General features: G+C 33.6%; 19 protein-coding genes. 15 read left to right on the forward strand and 4 right to left on the reverse strand.

Features of this window, described 5'->3' with window-relative positions; genetic code table 11:
• Nucleotides 1-6: 6 nt before the first annotated feature.
• The 4 genes from IGL30_RS03615 to IGL30_RS03630 all read left to right on the forward strand — a co-directional run bounded on the left by IGL30_RS03615 (nucleotide 7) and on the right by IGL30_RS03630 (nucleotide 4,044).
• Complete coding sequence (locus IGL30_RS03615) at nucleotides 7-1,467, forward strand: oligosaccharide flippase family protein (RefSeq protein ID WP_088745100.1); 1,461 nt, start codon at nucleotides 7-9, stop codon at nucleotides 1,465-1,467.
• On the forward strand, nucleotides 1,464-1,859 hold the full coding sequence (tagD, locus tag IGL30_RS03620) for a glycerol-3-phosphate cytidylyltransferase (RefSeq protein WP_123875032.1): 396 nt from the start codon (nucleotides 1,464-1,466) through the stop codon (nucleotides 1,857-1,859). The genes IGL30_RS03615 and tagD overlap by 4 nt, the downstream gene beginning before the upstream one ends.
• A gap of 198 nt (nucleotides 1,860-2,057) precedes the next feature.
• Nucleotides 2,058-2,996: a lipopolysaccharide biosynthesis protein gene (locus IGL30_RS03625; protein WP_088775034.1), complete on the forward strand. Its 939-nt coding sequence runs from the start codon at nucleotides 2,058-2,060 to the stop codon at nucleotides 2,994-2,996.
• Nucleotides 2,997-3,099: 103 nt separating this feature from the next.
• A complete protein-coding gene (locus IGL30_RS03630; protein WP_088745099.1) occupies nucleotides 3,100-4,044 on the forward strand; it encodes an NAD-dependent epimerase/dehydratase family protein in 945 nt (314 codons plus the stop codon).
• A gap of 219 nt (nucleotides 4,045-4,263) precedes the next feature.
• Here the strand turns inward: IGL30_RS03630 and IGL30_RS03635 are convergent, their stop codons facing one another.
• Nucleotides 4,264-5,433 (reverse strand): serine hydrolase domain-containing protein, encoded by a 1,170-nt coding sequence (locus IGL30_RS03635; protein ID WP_231477150.1) that lies wholly within the window; start codon nucleotides 5,431-5,433, stop codon nucleotides 4,264-4,266.
• Between the two features lie 196 nt (nucleotides 5,434-5,629).
• Here IGL30_RS03635 and mltG point away from each other — a divergent pair, with 196 nt between their 5' ends.
• The 8 genes from mltG (at nucleotide 5,630) to IGL30_RS03675 (ending at nucleotide 12,229) form a co-directional block, all read left to right on the forward strand.
• Nucleotides 5,630-6,808 (forward strand): endolytic transglycosylase MltG, encoded by a 1,179-nt coding sequence (mltG, locus tag IGL30_RS03640; protein ID WP_010738164.1) that lies wholly within the window; start codon nucleotides 5,630-5,632, stop codon nucleotides 6,806-6,808.
• A 142-nt stretch (nucleotides 6,809-6,950) separates the two neighbouring features.
• Entirely contained in the window at nucleotides 6,951-7,430 is a 480-nt protein-coding gene (gene greA / locus IGL30_RS03645; RefSeq protein ID WP_010719721.1) for a transcription elongation factor GreA, read from the forward strand.
• 230 nt (nucleotides 7,431-7,660) lie between these two features.
• Complete coding sequence (gene liaF, locus IGL30_RS03650; RefSeq protein ID WP_010719720.1) at nucleotides 7,661-8,392, forward strand: cell wall-active antibiotics response protein LiaF; 732 nt, start codon at nucleotides 7,661-7,663, stop codon at nucleotides 8,390-8,392.
• Nucleotides 8,389-9,456, forward strand: coding sequence for a two-component system sensor histidine kinase LiaS (gene liaS / locus IGL30_RS03655; RefSeq protein WP_010719719.1), 1,068 nt, complete (start codon nucleotides 8,389-8,391; stop codon nucleotides 9,454-9,456). Before liaF ends, liaS begins: the two co-directional genes overlap by 4 nt.
• A gap of 6 nt (nucleotides 9,457-9,462) precedes the next feature.
• On the forward strand, nucleotides 9,463-10,095 hold the full coding sequence (locus IGL30_RS03660; RefSeq protein WP_010719718.1) for a response regulator transcription factor: 633 nt from the start codon (nucleotides 9,463-9,465) through the stop codon (nucleotides 10,093-10,095).
• An 86-nt stretch (nucleotides 10,096-10,181) separates the two neighbouring features.
• Nucleotides 10,182-10,847, forward strand: coding sequence for a potassium channel family protein (locus IGL30_RS03665; RefSeq protein WP_010719717.1), 666 nt, complete (start codon nucleotides 10,182-10,184; stop codon nucleotides 10,845-10,847).
• Nucleotides 10,848-10,859: 12 nt separating this feature from the next.
• A complete protein-coding gene (locus tag IGL30_RS03670; protein WP_010719716.1) occupies nucleotides 10,860-11,153 on the forward strand; it encodes a HesB/YadR/YfhF family protein in 294 nt (97 codons plus the stop codon).
• A 128-nt stretch (nucleotides 11,154-11,281) separates the two neighbouring features.
• Nucleotides 11,282-12,229 carry a phosphoglycerate dehydrogenase gene (locus tag IGL30_RS03675; RefSeq protein ID WP_088745097.1) on the forward strand — a complete coding sequence of 316 codons (948 nt, stop codon included), beginning with the start codon at nucleotides 11,282-11,284 and terminating at the stop codon, nucleotides 12,227-12,229.
• A gap of 100 nt (nucleotides 12,230-12,329) precedes the next feature.
• On the opposite strand, the gene IGL30_RS03680 is transcribed toward IGL30_RS03675, so the two are convergent.
• Entirely contained in the window at nucleotides 12,330-13,127 is a 798-nt protein-coding gene (locus IGL30_RS03680; RefSeq protein WP_025480226.1) for a DUF1189 domain-containing protein, read from the reverse strand.
• Nucleotides 13,128-13,367: 240 nt separating this feature from the next.
• Between IGL30_RS03680 and IGL30_RS03685 the strand changes: the two genes are divergently transcribed.
• The 3 genes from IGL30_RS03685 to IGL30_RS03695 all read left to right on the forward strand — a co-directional run bounded on the left by IGL30_RS03685 (nucleotide 13,368) and on the right by IGL30_RS03695 (nucleotide 14,861).
• The gene (locus tag IGL30_RS03685; RefSeq protein ID WP_010719713.1) at nucleotides 13,368-13,832 is read left to right on the forward strand and encodes a GtrA family protein; all 465 of its coding nucleotides are present in this window, start codon (nucleotides 13,368-13,370) and stop codon (nucleotides 13,830-13,832) included.
• A 96-nt stretch (nucleotides 13,833-13,928) separates the two neighbouring features.
• Nucleotides 13,929-14,537, forward strand: coding sequence for a superoxide dismutase (locus tag IGL30_RS03690; protein WP_088745096.1), 609 nt, complete (start codon nucleotides 13,929-13,931; stop codon nucleotides 14,535-14,537).
• A gap of 123 nt (nucleotides 14,538-14,660) precedes the next feature.
• Nucleotides 14,661-14,861, forward strand: coding sequence for a cold-shock protein (locus IGL30_RS03695; protein WP_010719711.1), 201 nt, complete (start codon nucleotides 14,661-14,663; stop codon nucleotides 14,859-14,861).
• Between the two features lie 98 nt (nucleotides 14,862-14,959).
• Here the strand turns inward: IGL30_RS03695 and IGL30_RS03700 are convergent, their stop codons facing one another.
• Both IGL30_RS03700 and IGL30_RS03705 read right to left on the reverse strand, forming a co-directional pair.
• A complete protein-coding gene (locus IGL30_RS03700) occupies nucleotides 14,960-16,138 on the reverse strand; it encodes a helix-turn-helix domain-containing protein (RefSeq protein ID WP_240210804.1) in 1,179 nt (392 codons plus the stop codon).
• Nucleotides 16,139-16,167: 29 nt separating this feature from the next.
• Nucleotides 16,168-16,407 carry a hypothetical protein gene (locus tag IGL30_RS03705; protein WP_231477061.1) on the reverse strand — a complete coding sequence of 80 codons (240 nt, stop codon included), beginning with the start codon at nucleotides 16,405-16,407 and terminating at the stop codon, nucleotides 16,168-16,170.
• Nucleotides 16,408-16,586 lie beyond the last annotated feature (179 nt).

Genomic DNA, 16,586 nt, shown 5'->3' on the forward strand with positions numbered 1-16,586 from the left:
TGAATTATGAAAAAAATTATAAGTAATATATTTTACAATGCTACCTATCAAATATTTGTTATTATTATCCCTATCTTAACTGTTCCGTATGTATCAAGGATTTTAGGTGCACAACAATTAGGGATTAATTCATTTTTGCTTTCAATCAATACCTTTTTAGGTGTTGTAATCTTAATGGGGCTTGGACAATTGGGCGTCAGAATTATTTCTAAATCAGAAACTTTAGAACTTAGAGAAAACTTTTTCAACTTATGGAAGTTACAATTGATTTCCGGGTTACTAGTTACTGGATTGTTTTGTATCGGAACTTTGCTGTTTGTAGAAGAAAAATTATATTACTGGTTGCAGATACCAGTTTTATTGTCGTATATTTTAGATATCTCTTGGTTTTTTATAGGGATTGGCGAAATCAAGACAGTGATCACTAGAAATACAGCAGTAAAAATTGCTATGTTGATTTTGATTTTTTCTTTAGTAAAGAATCGGGAAGATCTAGGTTTATATATGCTGATTAATAGTGTAGGTTCCTTATTAGCTAATCTATTTTTTTGGATTTCCTTGAGAAAATATATTAGTAGCTCTGAGCAAAAAGTACAACACTTCTCTTTAATGCCTAGTAAAAACGCTAAGATTTTATTATTACAATCATTAACATTGCTCGTGCCACAAATTGCCGTGCAAGTTTATACGAGTTTAGATAAAACAGTCGTTGGTTGGATTGCTGGTTCAACTCAGCTTTCTTACTATGATCAATCACAAAAGATTGCACGTATTGTTCTTTCAATCGTTACATCAATAAGTGTAGTGTTGATGCCTGCGATGGCAAAGATTGATGGTAGTGAAGAGGGCGAAAAAAGATTAAATCAGATTTTAAAGGTATCCTATGATTATACATTGATTATTTCTTTATTTTTTGCTTCATTCTTATTTTCGATTGCGAATATATTTGTTCCTTTTTTCTTTGGTGAGAATTTTTCTTCAATGATCCCTAACATGAAATATGTTAGTATTATCATTATACCAATTGCTGTTGGCGGTGTGTTCGCCAACCAGTTTACTTTAGCAAAGGGGATGTATAAAGAATATTCTATCCCTTATGTTGTTGGAGCCGTTCTAAATATTGTATTGAATCTAAGTTTGGTTCCATTGTTTAAAGCCAATGGTGGGACGGCTAGTTTAATTATAACGGAAAGTATTGTTTGTATTTTACGTATTTTTCTGATTAGGAAACAGGTCGATTTAAAAGTTATTTTTAAAGGACAAACAAAATTTATAATAGCTACCATGATTACTTTATTTGTTGGCAACTTTTTAGTTGTTACGAATATAAATGCATTTATAGATATTTGTTTAAATGGACTGATTTTGCTAATCGTATTTGTAGGCTGTTTGGCCCTATTTAAGACAAGAATTTTAAGTGATCTTTTATTAGTCAAAAATAAAGTTATTAAAGGAGATAAAAAATGAAAAAAGTAATCACATACGGAACCTTTGATTTGTTACATTATGGACATATTAATTTGTTAAGAAGAGCAAAAGAACAAGGAGATTATCTCATCGTCGCTCTTTCTACTGATGAATTTAATTGGAATGAAAAACAAAAAAAATGTTATTTTGAATTTGAAAAGAGAAAACAGCTTCTTGAAGCTATCCGTTACGTTGATTTAGTTATCCCAGAAGAAACATGGAAACAAAAAGTAAGTGATATTAAAGAATATAAAGTTGATAAATTTGTTATGGGAGATGATTGGGCAGGAAAATTTGATTTTATTGAAAAAGAAACCTCTGCTAAGGTTGTCTATCTTCCAAGAACACCAGAAATCTCAACTACACAAATAAAAAAAGATCTTGAAGGCTAATAATGAGGAGCGAAGTTCAAAGTTTAAGAAATGAATAGGTATGTTTTCTCAGTGAAGTATACCTATTCTTGTTTATTGAAGGAAAACGATTAATGCTGAATAATAAACAATTATAAGTGTATAATTGTTTATTTTTCACTTATCTATATTTAATAATAGGCGAACAATTAAGACATTGTTTCGAGTAGAAAAAGGTAAATGGATTATCGAAAGTGTTTAATTATTGCACCTGGTGAAACAGCACAATTATATTCATTGGATGCAATAGAATTAGGTATGACTGTAAAAAATTGTTTTACAAAAAGAAATTTTTTTACAAAGGCAGCGAATAAAGTCGATCAAAAATTTGATACGTCTTTTAGTAAATGGTATTGGAATGACTGGCGTAATGATCTAGACAATATAGAGTTAGTTTTACTATATTCGAACTACTATACTCGATCTATAGTGAAGTTTTTAAACAAAAAATATCCACATATCCGTATATTGATTTGGTATAATAATCCTGTTGCCACAGATACACCAATTACCTTTTTTGAAGATTTAAATTGTGAGATTTGGTCATTCGATAAAGATGATTGCCAAAAGTATTCTTTAAAATATAATACTCAATTTATTGATAAGAGACGAATGAGCGCTTCAACAGATCTGGAAGAAAAATATAAAAATGATGCTTGTTTTATAGGATTAGATAAAGGACGTTTAAATACGCTAAATGAAATGGCAGAGCAGTTAGAAAAATTTGGAAAAAGTACGCTTTTATATCTAGTTGATTCTAAATTTTACGTAAATGATGATCGATATAATTCCTCCTCTACATTTGAGTATAAATCCCCTTTAAAATATTCTGAAGTCATTAATTATGAATATTACTCTGATATTATCCTTGATGTAGTACAAGAGGGTCAAGAAGGGATTTCATTACGTCCTATTGAATCTATTTATCTTGAGAAAAAGCTCATAAGCAATAATAAAGAAATTATGAAACAAGATTTTTACAATAAAGACAACTATTTTATATGGGGAGAAGACAATCTAGAAAAATTAGAAATGTTCCTGCAAACTCCCTATAGAAAACAACCTGAAAAAATTATGAATAAGTATATGTTTGAAGGTTGGTTTAGAAAGATGTTATAAGACACAACGCTGAATGAACATAGTTTTTGTTTGTCCAATCTATGACAGTGGTAATTTTATCATTATATCTTAGATTGTAAACCAACTAATTGGAGTGAAAATAGTGGAAAAAATATTGATTACCGGTGGGGCTGGTTTTATCGGTTCTACCTTAGCCAATCACTTAGGTAAAGAAAATGTAGTGATTGTTGTTGATGATTTATCAATGGGAAAAGTAGAAAATCTTGAGATGGATAGAAACATCACGTTCATCGAAGGTGATGTAGCGGATTCAGTATTGATGGAAGAAATCATCCGTGCCAATCAATTTGACTACATTTTCCATTTAGCGGCAGTTGCTAGTGTGGCAGATTCGGTTGCCCGGCCAGTAGAAACACATCGAGTTAATTTTGAAAGTGTGCTGATGCTGTTAGAATTGGTCCGGAAATATCAACCAAACTTAAAACGAATCGTATTTAGTTCTTCAGCAGCAGTTTATGGGGATGAACCAACTTTACCAAAAAAAGAGGAATCCATTATTCGTCCATTAACCCCTTATGCAATCGATAAGTTTGCAGCTGAACAATATGTTTTGGATTACTGTCATTTATATGATGTTCCAGGAAGTGCAGTTCGTTTCTTCAATGTTTACGGACCAAACCAAAACCCAAATTCACCTTACAGTGGTGTGATTTCAATCTTAGTTGATCGTTATAAAAAACAATTAGCGGGAGAAAAAACGTCATTTACTTTATATGGAGACGGTAGCCAATCAAGAGACTTTGTCTATATTGATGATGTGATCCAAGCTTTACTTCTGGTAGCTAACAAAGAAGCGGCTTTAGGCGAACAATTTAATGTCGGAACGGGAAAAGCAACTACATTATTAACATTGATCCAGACGATTGATCAAATTTTAGAGACGGAATTAGCTTTAGAATATCAGCCAGAACGTTCAGGAGATATTCACGATTCATTAGCAGATATTTCTAAGATTCAGTCTATTGGTTATCTACCAAATTATGATGTATTAAGTGGTATGAAAAGCTATTTAAAAACTGAAATATAGTGAATAATAAGAGTCGACAGTTCTTATTCGTACACTTGAAAAGTGGATGGAACGAAATCTTAAACTTTGAGAAATAGAACTATGATAGTCGGCTAAATACAGTCGCCATGCAAAAGTCAGATAACATTCTAACTTTTACATGGCGATTTTTTTAATAAAAAAATTTTTGAACTATGACGTACTTAATTTTTGGGACGATAATCTTTTTCGTTTTCAGGATTAATTTTCTTCTAATATCTTGGACCCTTCAATTAAATTATAAATTCGATTTCGCAAGTCTAGAGCAGTTAATTTTATTTTTTTATCTGATTGGTCGTTGCTTTCCATGACAACCGCATCTTTCAAATCACGTTTGAAAACAGCGACTGAATGGAAACGATTGATGTTTCCTTGTGCCAAAACATAATCATTACCACAATAGACACCACCACGATATGGGTGGCCAGTAGGACTGGGTTTCCATAATGTAAAAAGTAATTTCTGTGGGATTATTTTACCTGATAAAACTTTAGTGAAAAACGTATTTAAATCAAGCACCGACATACTGATATTTCCAGTCCCTAATTCATTATGGATCGCTGTTTGCGATTCAGTTAATGGCTTCCAGTAATCATCACTAGCAGACATCTGATAGGAAAGGGCATGATGCGGAGAGTTTTTGACTTGATCATAAAAAGCGGTCTGTTTCAAATCCAAAGGTTTGATAATCTCATTCTCTACTAATTTTTCATAAGGTTGGTGAGTTAAGTTGATTAAAATACCCGCTAAAATTGTAAAGTTTAATGGTTCATAACGATAAGTATGGTAGTCAACTAATTTTAGATGTTGAACCGCAAATTGAACGACTTCTGTATCTGATAATGGGGTAGTAGGTTTAGCTGTAGGTTTCAACCCAGATCTCATATAAAGTAGATCTTCAATGGAAATCTTTTGACTATCCGGAATTTGAGGATAAAACTTAGCCAATTTCGTATTCAAAGAAAGGTGTCCTAATTCTACTTGTTTGAGAATTAACAGAGCTGTCATCGCTTTTTGAATCGAGCCAATTTGATAGTAAAGATAAGGGCGGTTTAACTGATCATTTTCTTTGTTCGCATAACCATAGCCACGCTCAAAAATCACATGATTATTTTTCTTTACATAAATTGAGCCAATGTAATCATGTTTAATTAACAGGTGGTTGATTTTTTCTGATAATTTTTTTTCTTCAGGTGTAAGCGATAATGTCTGTTTAGGTTTTAGTGAATCGGAATCATTTCTAGCTTGTTCTTTCGTATAAATACTCCATCCTATAATCATACCGGTGGAAAGTACGCTGATACTGAGCAATACTAGAATGATAGAGAAAAAAGGAAATGCTCTTTTTTTTGCATGTTTGCCTTTTTTTATCATTGTGTCATAAGGTCCTTTCATTTTCGCTAATAGTTAAAATAACTATTGTATTCATTGATATTAATTTTAATCTGTTTTCATTTGATTTACTACTTACAATTTTGATAGAATATTTAAATAAATTAATTCACGTCAATCAAAATATCATGTATAATAGATGAAGTTACGAAGTTGATAGTAAGGAGGAGTTGTTTTGTCAGAAAACAAACAACGTCCAGAAGAGAAAAAAAACAGATCAGACCAATCTGCTGAAAAGAATGCAGTCATTAATCAGAGAAAAAATTTGCGAAAAAAAGAAGAAAAAATCGTTGGTAAAATCATTTTAGTGATCGTTTTGACGTTGCTAATCATTGGAGGCGTCCTTGGATTCACCATTTACCGCTATGTGGATAGCGGGTTGAAACCATTGGATCCTAAAAATGATCAACTTGTTCAAATCGAAATACCTAGCGGTTCATCAAATAAACAAATAGGTGAGATACTCGAACAAGATCAAGTGATTAAAAGCGGCATCGTGTTCAATTACTATACTAAATTTAAAAATATGACTGGCTTTCAAGCTGGATATTATCAAATGGCACCAAATATGACTTTGGATGAGATCGGAAAACAATTGCAAGAAGGTGGCACCTCAGAGCCAACTAAAGTAGCAGATGGCAAAGTCGTGATACCGGAAGGATACGACATTGAACAAATCGCTGCTAGAGTAGCGAAAGTCACTGGAAAAGATAAACAAGAATTTTTAGATTTGATGAAAGATGAAACGTTTTTCAATGAGCTTTATAAAAAATTCCCAGATTTATTGGACAGTGCGAGCAAAGCTCAAAATGTCAAATATCGCTTAGAAGGTTATTTGTTCCCGGCTACTTATGATTACTACAAAAAAATGTCGTTGAAAGATTTAGTCGTTCAGATGGTAAACAAGACAAATAGCGTGTTACAGCCTTATTTTACAACCATCAAACAAAAAAATATGACGGTTCAAGAAGTCCTGACGTTGGCCTCATTAGTTGAAAAAGAAGGGATTAAAGAAAACGATCGTAAAAACATCGCCCAAGTATTTTTCAACCGTATTAAGGCAGATATGCCTTTACAATCAGATATCTCTGTTTTATATGCCTTGGGAGAACACAAAGAAACGGTATCTTATAAAGATACGGCTGTTGACTCTCCATATAATCTATATACGAACACAGGTTATGGTCCTGGACCATTTGATAACCCTAGTGAAGCAGCTATCGAAGCCGTATTAGAGCCGACTCAAAATGATTACTACTATTTTGTGGCAGATATCAAAAAAGGCGATGTTTATTTTGCAAAAACTTACGAAGAACATTTGGAATTAGTTGATAAATATGTCAATAATTCGTAGAATAGTATTTGTATCATCGACTATTTATTTAAAATAGAAAAACATTTACATTTTAGGAAAAGCGTGGTAATCTTTTTTGGATTATATTCCTCAAAAGATTACTTTTTGCGGTATTCCATAGATCAAGAAGGAGACGTTATACATGGTTGAGAAAGTTTACCCGATGACTCTAGAAGGCAAAGCCAAACTAGAAGAAGAATTAGAACAATTAAAAACAGTTAAACGCGGAGAAATCATTGAACGCATTAAAATCGCTCGTGGATTTGGTGATCTATCTGAAAACTCAGAGTATGAATCTGCTAAAGATGAACAAGCGTTTGTTGAAGGTCGAATCACAACAATCGAAAATATGATTCGTTTTGCTCAAATCATTGACAATGACGGTGTTGATGCAGATGAAGTATCAATTGGTAAGACAGTAACATTTATTGAATTACCGGATGGTGAAGAAGAAGAATACACAATCGTAGGAAGTGCAGAAGCTGATCCATTTTCTGGTAAAATTTCTAATGATTCACCAATTGCTCAAGCTTTGATTGGTAAATTAGTCAATGATGAAGTAACGATTGCTACCCCTGGTGGCGATATGTTAGTTAAAATCGTTAAAGTAGAGCAAGCATAAGAAATACTTGAACAAAAATGAAGTTGTGACATCTACAACTTTGAGCAATAAGCCGAAGAATCAGAAAATCGTTTCTCCGATTTTTGGGATTCTTCGGCTTATTTATTTTTCTAAGGAATGAGTGTCCAGAACCATTTGACTTAGGACAAACTTTACATCTCAAGTCCTATAGTATATTTCTAAAAAAATAGCTATGATAGAATGAGAATGTGCATGAAAGGAGAATAAAGATGAATAGTTCTTGGCGTTTTTTTATCGTAGTCGAGGCTTTATTATTACTATTTGCAGTTTGGCAAATTGTGAACAACGTAGAATTACTTCTTCTCGTATTGTTTGGTGCATTGAACATATATTTAGCATTAAGAAAATATCCACGATCTGGATTTCGAAATTTTCAATTGATTATAGGGAGTTTGATCGTTTTCTTTAGTTTAGTCAATAGCCCTGCACTATGGTTGATGGCAGTATTTGCGATCTTGTTTATCGGACTAAAAGGGGTGGAAATTTCTGGGATTGATCTAACAAAAAATACCTTTTGGCGAAAGAAACAGATGATCATGGTACAAACCGATCAATTAAAAACACATAATAATGAACGAAAAAAACAACAATTATTTGGAAATCAACGTATTGGTAATGATGTTTATGAATGGGATGACATCAATATTGCTTTAATTTCAGGGGATACGATCATTGATCTTGGCAATACATTGTTACCAAAGGATGATAATATCGTTATTGTGCGAAAAGGAATTGGTAGAACGAGAATTTTGGTACCTTTAGGGATTGCCATCAGTTTAGAGCATGCGACACTTGTTGGAAATGTTTTATTTGAAGAGGAACAATTTTCATTAAAAAATGAATCCATCAAAATTTATAGTAACGATTATGATGAAAACCCAAGACGGTTAAAAATCATCACGAATACATTACTTGGTGACGTTGAGGTGATACGTGTATGATGAGCAGATTATCAAAATTAATGATGGCAATCTATGCCTCAGCGGCTTCTTTTTTAATCATCTTGTTTTCGTTGTTCACTTATTTTTATGCAAGTAACCAAACGAATTGGTGGCGTGCCATTTTAAGTGCAAGACTATTGTATGTGCCGCTGATTTTTCATTTGTTTGCTATTGCCTTAGGTGTCGGATTAGTGGTTTTTTTGATAGTATCACTTATCCAAAAAGCAAAGTATGGTAAAATTGAAGAAAAATTAAGAGCATTATCTTCTGGTAATTATGAGTCTAGTCATTTGAATGAACCCATTCCCAGTGCAAATGATGATATTTATGTACAAGATATTGATAAAGAAATAACCAAAATAAAAGAAAAAATGATTGAAGTTTCTAGTGAACTACAAATTATCACTAGCAGACCCCAGTATGTGGATGGACAGACAAGAGAGGAAATCTTAGAACTAGAAAGGCATCGTTTAGCCCGGGAACTCCATGATTCTGTCTCACAACAATTATTTGCAGCGATGATGATGATGTCTGCTTTAACAGAACAAGCCGAAAAAACAGATAGTTCAGAAATATTTCGCAAACAATTACGTATGGTTGCTGATATCATCAATGCTTCTCAATCTGAAATGCGTGCGCTCCTACTTCATCTTCGCCCAGTGAATCTGGAGGAGAAGAGTTTGAAACAAGGAATTGAGCAATTATTAAAAGAACTACAAAATAAAATTCAAATTTCATTGAAATGGGAGATCGAAGACGTAAAATTGTCCAATTCGATTGAAGATCATCTTTTTCGTATCGTGCAAGAATTATTATCCAATACCTTACGTCACGCTAAAGCAAATGAATTAGAAGTTTATTTACACAAAATCAATAATAACTTATTGTTACGAGTGATTGATGATGGTACCGGGTTTAATATGAACGAAACGAAAACAGGTAGTTATGGATTAAATAATATTAGGGAACGAGTAGCAGGTATTGGTGGAACAGTTAAAATTATTAGTTTTAAAGGACAAGGCACCAGTATTGAGATCAAAGTTCCTTTGATCAAGGAGGCATAATTGAAAATGATACAAGTATTACTCGTAGATGATCATGAAATGGTTCGCTTAGGAGTATCCTCTTATTTATCGATTCAAGAAGACATTCAAGTGATCGGTGAAGCAGAAAATGGTCGAGAAGGCTATGAAAAAGCAATGGAATTACGACCTGATGTGATTTTGATGGATCTTGTTATGGAAGAAATGGATGGGATTGAATCAACTAAAGCTATTTTAAAAGACTGGCCTGAAGCAAAAATAATTATTGTGACCAGCTTTATCGATGATGAAAAAGTTTATCCAGCCATTGAAGCTGGTGCAGCGGGATATCTATTAAAAACTTCTACCGCTCATGAAATTGCAGATGCGATCAGAGCAACTCAAAGAGGGGAACGAGTGCTAGAACCTGAAGTAACAACAAAAATGATGGAAAAAATAAGTAAGAGAAACGAGCCAATTCTTCATGAAGAATTGACAAAACGTGAAAATGAAATTCTGATGCTGATAGCAGAAGGAAAAAGCAATCAAGAGATCGCAGATGAATTATTTATTACTTTAAAAACAGTCAAAACCCATGTCTCAAATATATTAGCAAAATTAGAAGTAGAAGATCGAACGCAAGCAGCTATTTATGCTTTCAAACATGGATTAGTTAAATAAAATTGTTTATTCTACAAAAGAAAGCTTACTTTCGTTTTTAGAAAGCCTTTGCTATACTTAAATAAAATAGGTAAGGGAGGAAGCAAGTGAAACAAAATTTTGCAATTGTCGGGCTTGGACGATTTGGTGGCAGTATTTGCCGAACCTTAGTTGAAGCAGGACAAGAAGTATTAGCTATTGATAGCAATGAAGATCGAGTCAATGAATATATGAATATCGCTACTCATGCAGTTGTAGCAAATGCACAAGATGAAATGACGTTGCGTTCACTAGGAATCAGAAATTTTGATCATGTGATCATTGCAATCGGTGAAGATATCCAAGCAAGTATCCTCGTTACATTAATGGTCAAAGAGATGGGAGTTCCCAACATCTTAGCTAAAGCTCAAAATGAATATCATGCAAGAGTGTTAGAAAAAATCGGAGCAGATCGTGTGGTTCACCCGGAAAGAGATATGGGGATTCGTATTGCTCATAATCTTGTTTCAAAAAATATATTGGATTACTTAGAACTATCGGATCAATTTTCTCTTGCAGAAATTCGAGTTTCTAATCCCAAATTTTTTAATAAAACATTAGCGGAGCTGAATTTTAGGCAACGTTATGATCTAACAGTTGTAGCAATTCGACGTTTTGATCGTTCGGTCGTTGTTTCACCTTCAGCAGATGAATATGTCAGAGAAAATGATAATTTATTAGTAATTGGGGAAACCGAAGATGTAGATATATTAGACGATAAAATGAATCAATAAGGAGATGCAGGAATGAAATTATCAGTAACAGATAATGCACGTAAATGGTTCGAAGAGGAAGTAACCATCCCTGAAAATTATGGGATTCGTTTTTTTGGGAAAGTCTACGGCAAGACAGAAGTACATGATGGTTTTTCTATCGGAATGTCTGTCGAACAGCCTGAACGACCAATCAAAGAAGAAACCATTGACGGGATGCTGTTTTTTATTGAAGAAGCAGATGACTGGTTTTTCAAGGGGTATGATCTTGTTGTTGATTATGATGCATCTTTAAATGAGCCAACTTATCATTTCAAAGAACAATAAAACAAAGGAGCGTTTCTTTAGCTACCATTAGCTTGGAAAACTCCTTTTTTATATTTACCTCTTTTTTCATAAGACTGAGTCACGAAACACTTGATTACAATTAGTAATAGAAGGGATGCGTAACTAAGATGGCAGAAAAAATTATTTATTTAGATCGAGGATTTAGACAACAATTTATTGATAAAATGACTGAATTAGCGCCTAATTATGTCATAAAAACTGAGCTTGAACCTACAGATTTGATGAATGTTGAAATTAGTTTAGGGTGGAATCGCCAATACGAAAAAGAGCTATTATCATCTCCAGGGTTAAAATGGGTACATTCGATCTCAGCAGGGGTAGACACTTTACCACTAACGGCATTTTCTGAAAAAGGGATCTTACTTTCAAATGGTAGTGGTATTCATAGTGAATCAATAGCTGAACACATCATGGGAGTGATTTTAGGCTATTCTCGAGGGCTGTTCCAAGCACAAAAAGCACAAGCAAAGAAAGAATGGTTAGGAACTCATGTCCATTATCAGCCATTAGAAAAACAAAAATTATTGATCATCGGAACGGGGCAAATCGGCAAGATGGTTGCTGATAAAGCAGACAGCTTTTCTATGGTCAGTTATGGGATAAATACTACCGGGCATCCAGTAGAAGGATTCAGTCAAACGTATTCCTTAAACGAAGTGGAAAAAGTAGTAGCTGATATGGATATCATTGTAAATATTTTGCCTCTGACAGAGCAGACTAAGGGCTTCTTTAATTATGAATTATTCAAAAAATTCGCTTCCCATGCGTTATTCATCAACGTTGGACGTGGGGCTTCTTTAAAAACAGCTGATTTAGTTCAGGCATTAAATGAAGAACAACTCGCCTTTGCAGCATTGGATGTTTTTGAAGAAGAACCATTACCTGAAAAAAGCCCATTGTGGGAAATGGATCAAGTATTGATTACGCCGCATATCGCTGGCTTAACCTCAGATTTTCAAAATAAGTTAATGACAATCTTTCTAGCCAATCTTAAAAGCTATGTCACAAATCAAGAGCTTAAGATAAATGAAGTGGCATTACAAAAAGGATATTGATCCTTACTTAGAAAAATAGTTGACAAAAAAAAACGACTTTCTTTGACTAGCGTTGTCGCCTAATCGAAGAAAGTCGTTTCCTACGTTTGACATTGGTGAACTACATCATTTGGCTTTTTGGCCAGCCTTTTACCGCCTGTGCAAAAATAAAAAGTCCTGCTATTGCGATAAAAGCACTTGTGTCAAAAGCCGGTAAGAAAATCATTAAGATCGTGGCTAAGACTGTTGGTAGGGTGATTGAATAGATCATCGTTTTTAAACAATCAAGAAAAGAAGCGCCAGTCAAACGTAAGCGCGCATAAATATAAGCTGCAAAATTAGCTAAAAGTAAAGTAACGATCAAATTCAAAAAGCTTGGATAAATAGAAATTAAGAAAGTCACAATCTTGATCCAAAATGGAATTGTTGCTTCACTTAAGGTTGTACGCAATTGTTTTCCTGTTAGATTTTTTAAGGCATCATTTTTATAGTCAAGTTCAAGTGAGTTATTGTTTAGAAAAGTAGTACCGGTATTAGGCAAAGCTACGACGAGTTTATTTTTTAGTAGTCCAACACTAAGAAAATTTCCGACTAAGTCAGAAGTAATATCTTTTTCAGATCGTTTGCCTTCCGGATCAAAAGTAAAGATGATAGAATTTGTTTGATAGATGAAACCTTCATGATCTGCTGCATCAATTTTCCCGTTTTTTATGGAAAAATCTGGAATCTTGGTGGCAATTTTCTGACCATCTTGTTTGATGTTTTCTAGCACTTGAAACACTTGATAGGAAATAGGCAAAGCCATGATGATGCTAAGGACCAAAAGATAAAGAACCGATTTAGCAAACGGGGTTTTTCTAGCATTTTTGAGCTCTTTAAATTGCGTGAATGAGCTGATAATTAATTGTTTTGTTGTCATAGTTACTCCTTCTATACATAATGTCATCATTAGCAATTCTAGCGAAGTCTTAGAAGAAATACAAGGGGAAATACCAATTGGCAATCTTCCTTTAAGGTTCATGTGAGAACCTGCTTTTATAAAAAATAACGATAATGTTAAAATTTACTAGTTACAAAGATGAATTTAAGGAATAAAGATGAAAACCAGCGACAAATAAGGTATGATGAATAAGAATTGATTAGTAAGGTAGGATGAACGATGAATTTTTATTATCGAGTGAGACAATTTTTAGAAGAAAAAGGTTACTGGGAAATATTTATTTACCTATTTTTTGGTGGTTTAGCAACAGTCGTGAATATCGTTACTTTTGCAATTGCATTACAGATGCTCCATCTAAGTATGCCGATAGCAAATACTATTTCTTGGATTTGTTCTGTTTTATTTGCTTTTGTAACGAACAAATTATGGGTATTTCATTCCAAGTCACCTAATTTTTTTCATTTAGTTATTGAATTTAGTAAATTTTTGTTCTATCGGATTCTTTCTTATGGTATGGATATGGGTTCCATGTTGCTGCTGATTCAGGTGATGCACACAAATGATTATGTGGCTAAGATTATTACCCAAGTCATCGTGGTAGTCGCCAATTATGTCTTTAGTAAATTGTTTATTTTTAAAGGGACAACCATTATTGAGGAAGAACTTCCTGAAAAAGAGAAGTAAAATCCACAGTAGGCATAATTTTTGAAGAATTCCTTGCTCTTTGTTACTCTTTGTAGTGTAGACACTATGAACAAACACATTGAGGAGGAATTTTTTATGACTTACACATTACCAGATTTACCATATGCATTCGATGCGTTAGAACCTTATATCGATGAAGAAACGATGCATTTGCATCATGACAAACACCATAATACTTATGTAACAAATTTAAATGCAGCGATTGAAAAACATCCAGAACTAGGTGAAAAAACAATCGAAGAACTACTTTCTGATATGGATGCTGTCCCTACAGATATCAAGACTGCTGTACGTAATAATGGTGGCGGACATGCAAACCATTCCTTCTTCTGGAAAATCATGGCACCAAATGCTGGTGGCGAACCAACTGGTGCAATTAAAGAAGCGATTGATGAAGCCTTTGGTGATTTTGCAACATTTAAGGAAGAATTTAAAAAAGCTGCAGCTGGCCGTTTTGGTTCAGGTTGGGCTTGGTTAGTGATGGAAAATGGTAAATTAGCGATCACTTCAACAGCCAATCAAGATTCACCATTAATGGAAGGCAAAACACCTATTTTAGGTTTAGATGTTTGGGAACATGCGTATTATTTGAAATATAAGAATGTACGACCTGATTACATTGAAGCTTTCTGGAACCTTGTGAACTGGGAAGAAGTAAACAATCGATTATCAACTGCCAAATAATCATTTTCAAGCCTAAAAAAAAGAATGAAAAATAAATTGAGTAAGTCTTGCGAGCGTTTTCTAAATTCGGTATAATATTTATGCAAGGTTTCTTGCAAGAACTTTTTTGGAGGCTATACATTTATGGAACATGGAACAGTTAAATGGTTCAACAATGAAAAAGGATTTGGGTTTATTACAGTAGACGGCGGAGACGATGTGTTCGTACATTTTTCAGCAATTCAAGGAGACGGCTTCAAGAGCTTAGAAGAAGGTCAAGAAGTTGAATTTGCAATTGTTGAAGGCGCACGTGGCCCTCAAGCTGCTGAAGTGACTAAATTATAATAACTTGTTGAAGAAAAGCCCGCTTAGCGGTCTATTCAAATAATAAAAAGAAGATGGCGTCTGCCATCTTTTTTTTATTTTATAAAAACCCAAGTTAGTTATTCGTTGACTAGTTTCTTGTTTTTTTGGCTTAATAGATAAATCTGCTCACTAGACATATCAGTCGGAGCGACTAAACACGGGATTGTTTCTTCATAGGTCAGGATCTTTAACGGCATATCGGTTGTTCGAATGATTAAGTCTGGCTCAAACAAAAGATCATTTGTAAAAACCACATTTAAGTAAACTCGTAATTGTTCTTGTAACATACTCATATAACTCAGTTCAATACTTAATGGCAAGTCACTTTCGTACTTTATCTTTATTTCTTTATCAAAGTATGTTGGAGAAGTAATGATCATAAATGCTTCGATCAAATGACAGGATTGTACCCAATACAGCTCTTGTTGCTGTTTTTGGAATTGGGAAGCTAATTGATTGATTTCTCGATTGAATGCTGGGTAATTTTCTTCTACAAAGACTGATAAGTCATATTTAATGGTGGAAAATCGGTGGAACAACAGCCCGCTCATCCCGTTGGCAAAGATCGTACTATTTAGTAATTTTTTCTTTACGTTGATTTGTGTAGATTTAAACCCAATTTCATAAATATAGCTATAGAAACTATTTTGAAATTGTTTGATCGCTGTGGCTTTTTTTAGATGGAATTTCATGGCTCGTTCTAAGTGATCGTCTTTTAAATAAAAAGCTGGGCGTGCTTGTAACCAAAGAAATAAAAATTGGACTTCCAAAAGATCGAGCTTGGCTTTCACGCTCATTCGTTTAAGGAAATGGGTAATCTCTTCAAAGCTATCCCAAATCTCTTCTGTAAAATCAGGAAGTTCTCTCTGATTCATCTGATTTCCTTGTGCTGATCGGACGAAAGTGATAGCAATAATAAAGCACCATTCAATCATTTTCAGTTTATTTGGTTTTTGTTTTGTCAGCTGAAAAGCATACTCAATCCCTGCAAAGGTTTCATGAAAATCAACGGTTGGAAAGGGCCAAACGACCCCTTGATAGTATTGCCACAAAAATAAATAAATAAGATAACGGACTTGTGGTTCACTACCTTTGAGATATACGAAGCCTTTTGAAGTCTTTAATTGTAATTGATAGGTAGTAAGCAACTGATTGATTCGAGTAAGATGTCTTCTTAAGGAGGGAATACTAATCTTTTGCTCTGTGGCAAAGGAAACCAGATCAACTCTAGGTTGAAGACAAAGGTCTTTTAACAATTGAAAGATGGCGGAATGTTCCAAGATTTTTAGTAGTAATAGTTGATACTCACTGATCGTTCCAGAAAAAGTGAAGCCTTTTGTACTTTTGTGATGTGATCGTCAGATAAAACCTTAAGATAGTCACATTGATGAAGCACAGAACGTTTGTCACAATGAGCTGTTTTCGATAATTCCTCTAACGTACAAGTAACTTGTGAGCGATATAAGTTGTCCAAGATCGTTAATTGGACTTGGATATTCCTTTCTAACATGACAGAGAAATTCATTTATTTTTCCCTCCTATATTTTTATACTCGAAATTTTCCGAATGACAAATTATTAAATTTTGTCATTTTTTTTTACGAAAAATGAGAAAAAAATTTATTATAATCATTTTTTATAAAAATTAGCCAAAAAAATAAGTGAAAAATACGTTATTTTAATTTGGGCTGTTAGTTTTTTTCAT

It is taken from the genome of Enterococcus sp. DIV1089c, assembly GCF_050530965.1.
Classification (GTDB): domain Bacteria; phylum Bacillota; class Bacilli; order Lactobacillales; family Enterococcaceae; genus Enterococcus_B; species Enterococcus_B hirae.

Excerpts from the sequence above, each read along its gene's own strand:
- IGL30_RS03615 (WP_088745100.1), top strand. The coding sequence starts at position 7 with ATGAAAAAAATTATAAGTAATATATTTTACAATGCTACCTATCAAATA.
- tagD (WP_123875032.1), top strand. The coding sequence starts at position 1,464 with ATGAAAAAAGTAATCACATACGGAACCTTTGATTTGTTACATTATGGA.
- IGL30_RS03625 (WP_088775034.1), top strand. The coding sequence starts at position 2,058 with ATGGATTATCGAAAGTGTTTAATTATTGCACCTGGTGAAACAGCACAA.
- greA (WP_010719721.1), top strand. The coding sequence starts at position 6,951 with ATGGTTGAGAAAGTTTACCCGATGACTCTAGAAGGCAAAGCCAAACTA.
- liaF (WP_010719720.1), top strand. The coding sequence starts at position 7,661 with ATGAATAGTTCTTGGCGTTTTTTTATCGTAGTCGAGGCTTTATTATTA.
- liaS (WP_010719719.1), top strand. The coding sequence starts at position 8,389 with ATGATGAGCAGATTATCAAAATTAATGATGGCAATCTATGCCTCAGCG.
- IGL30_RS03660 (WP_010719718.1), top strand. The coding sequence starts at position 9,463 with ATGATACAAGTATTACTCGTAGATGATCATGAAATGGTTCGCTTAGGA.
- IGL30_RS03670 (WP_010719716.1), top strand. The coding sequence starts at position 10,860 with ATGAAATTATCAGTAACAGATAATGCACGTAAATGGTTCGAAGAGGAA.
- IGL30_RS03675 (WP_088745097.1), top strand. The coding sequence starts at position 11,282 with ATGGCAGAAAAAATTATTTATTTAGATCGAGGATTTAGACAACAATTT.
- IGL30_RS03680 (WP_025480226.1), bottom strand. The coding sequence starts at position 13,127 with ATGACAACAAAACAATTAATTATCAGCTCATTCACGCAATTTAAAGAG.
- IGL30_RS03685 (WP_010719713.1), top strand. The coding sequence starts at position 13,368 with ATGAATTTTTATTATCGAGTGAGACAATTTTTAGAAGAAAAAGGTTAC.
- IGL30_RS03690 (WP_088745096.1), top strand. The coding sequence starts at position 13,929 with ATGACTTACACATTACCAGATTTACCATATGCATTCGATGCGTTAGAA.
- IGL30_RS03695 (WP_010719711.1), top strand. The coding sequence starts at position 14,661 with ATGGAACATGGAACAGTTAAATGGTTCAACAATGAAAAAGGATTTGGG.
- IGL30_RS03705 (WP_231477061.1), bottom strand. The coding sequence starts at position 16,407 with ATGAATTTCTCTGTCATGTTAGAAAGGAATATCCAAGTCCAATTAACG.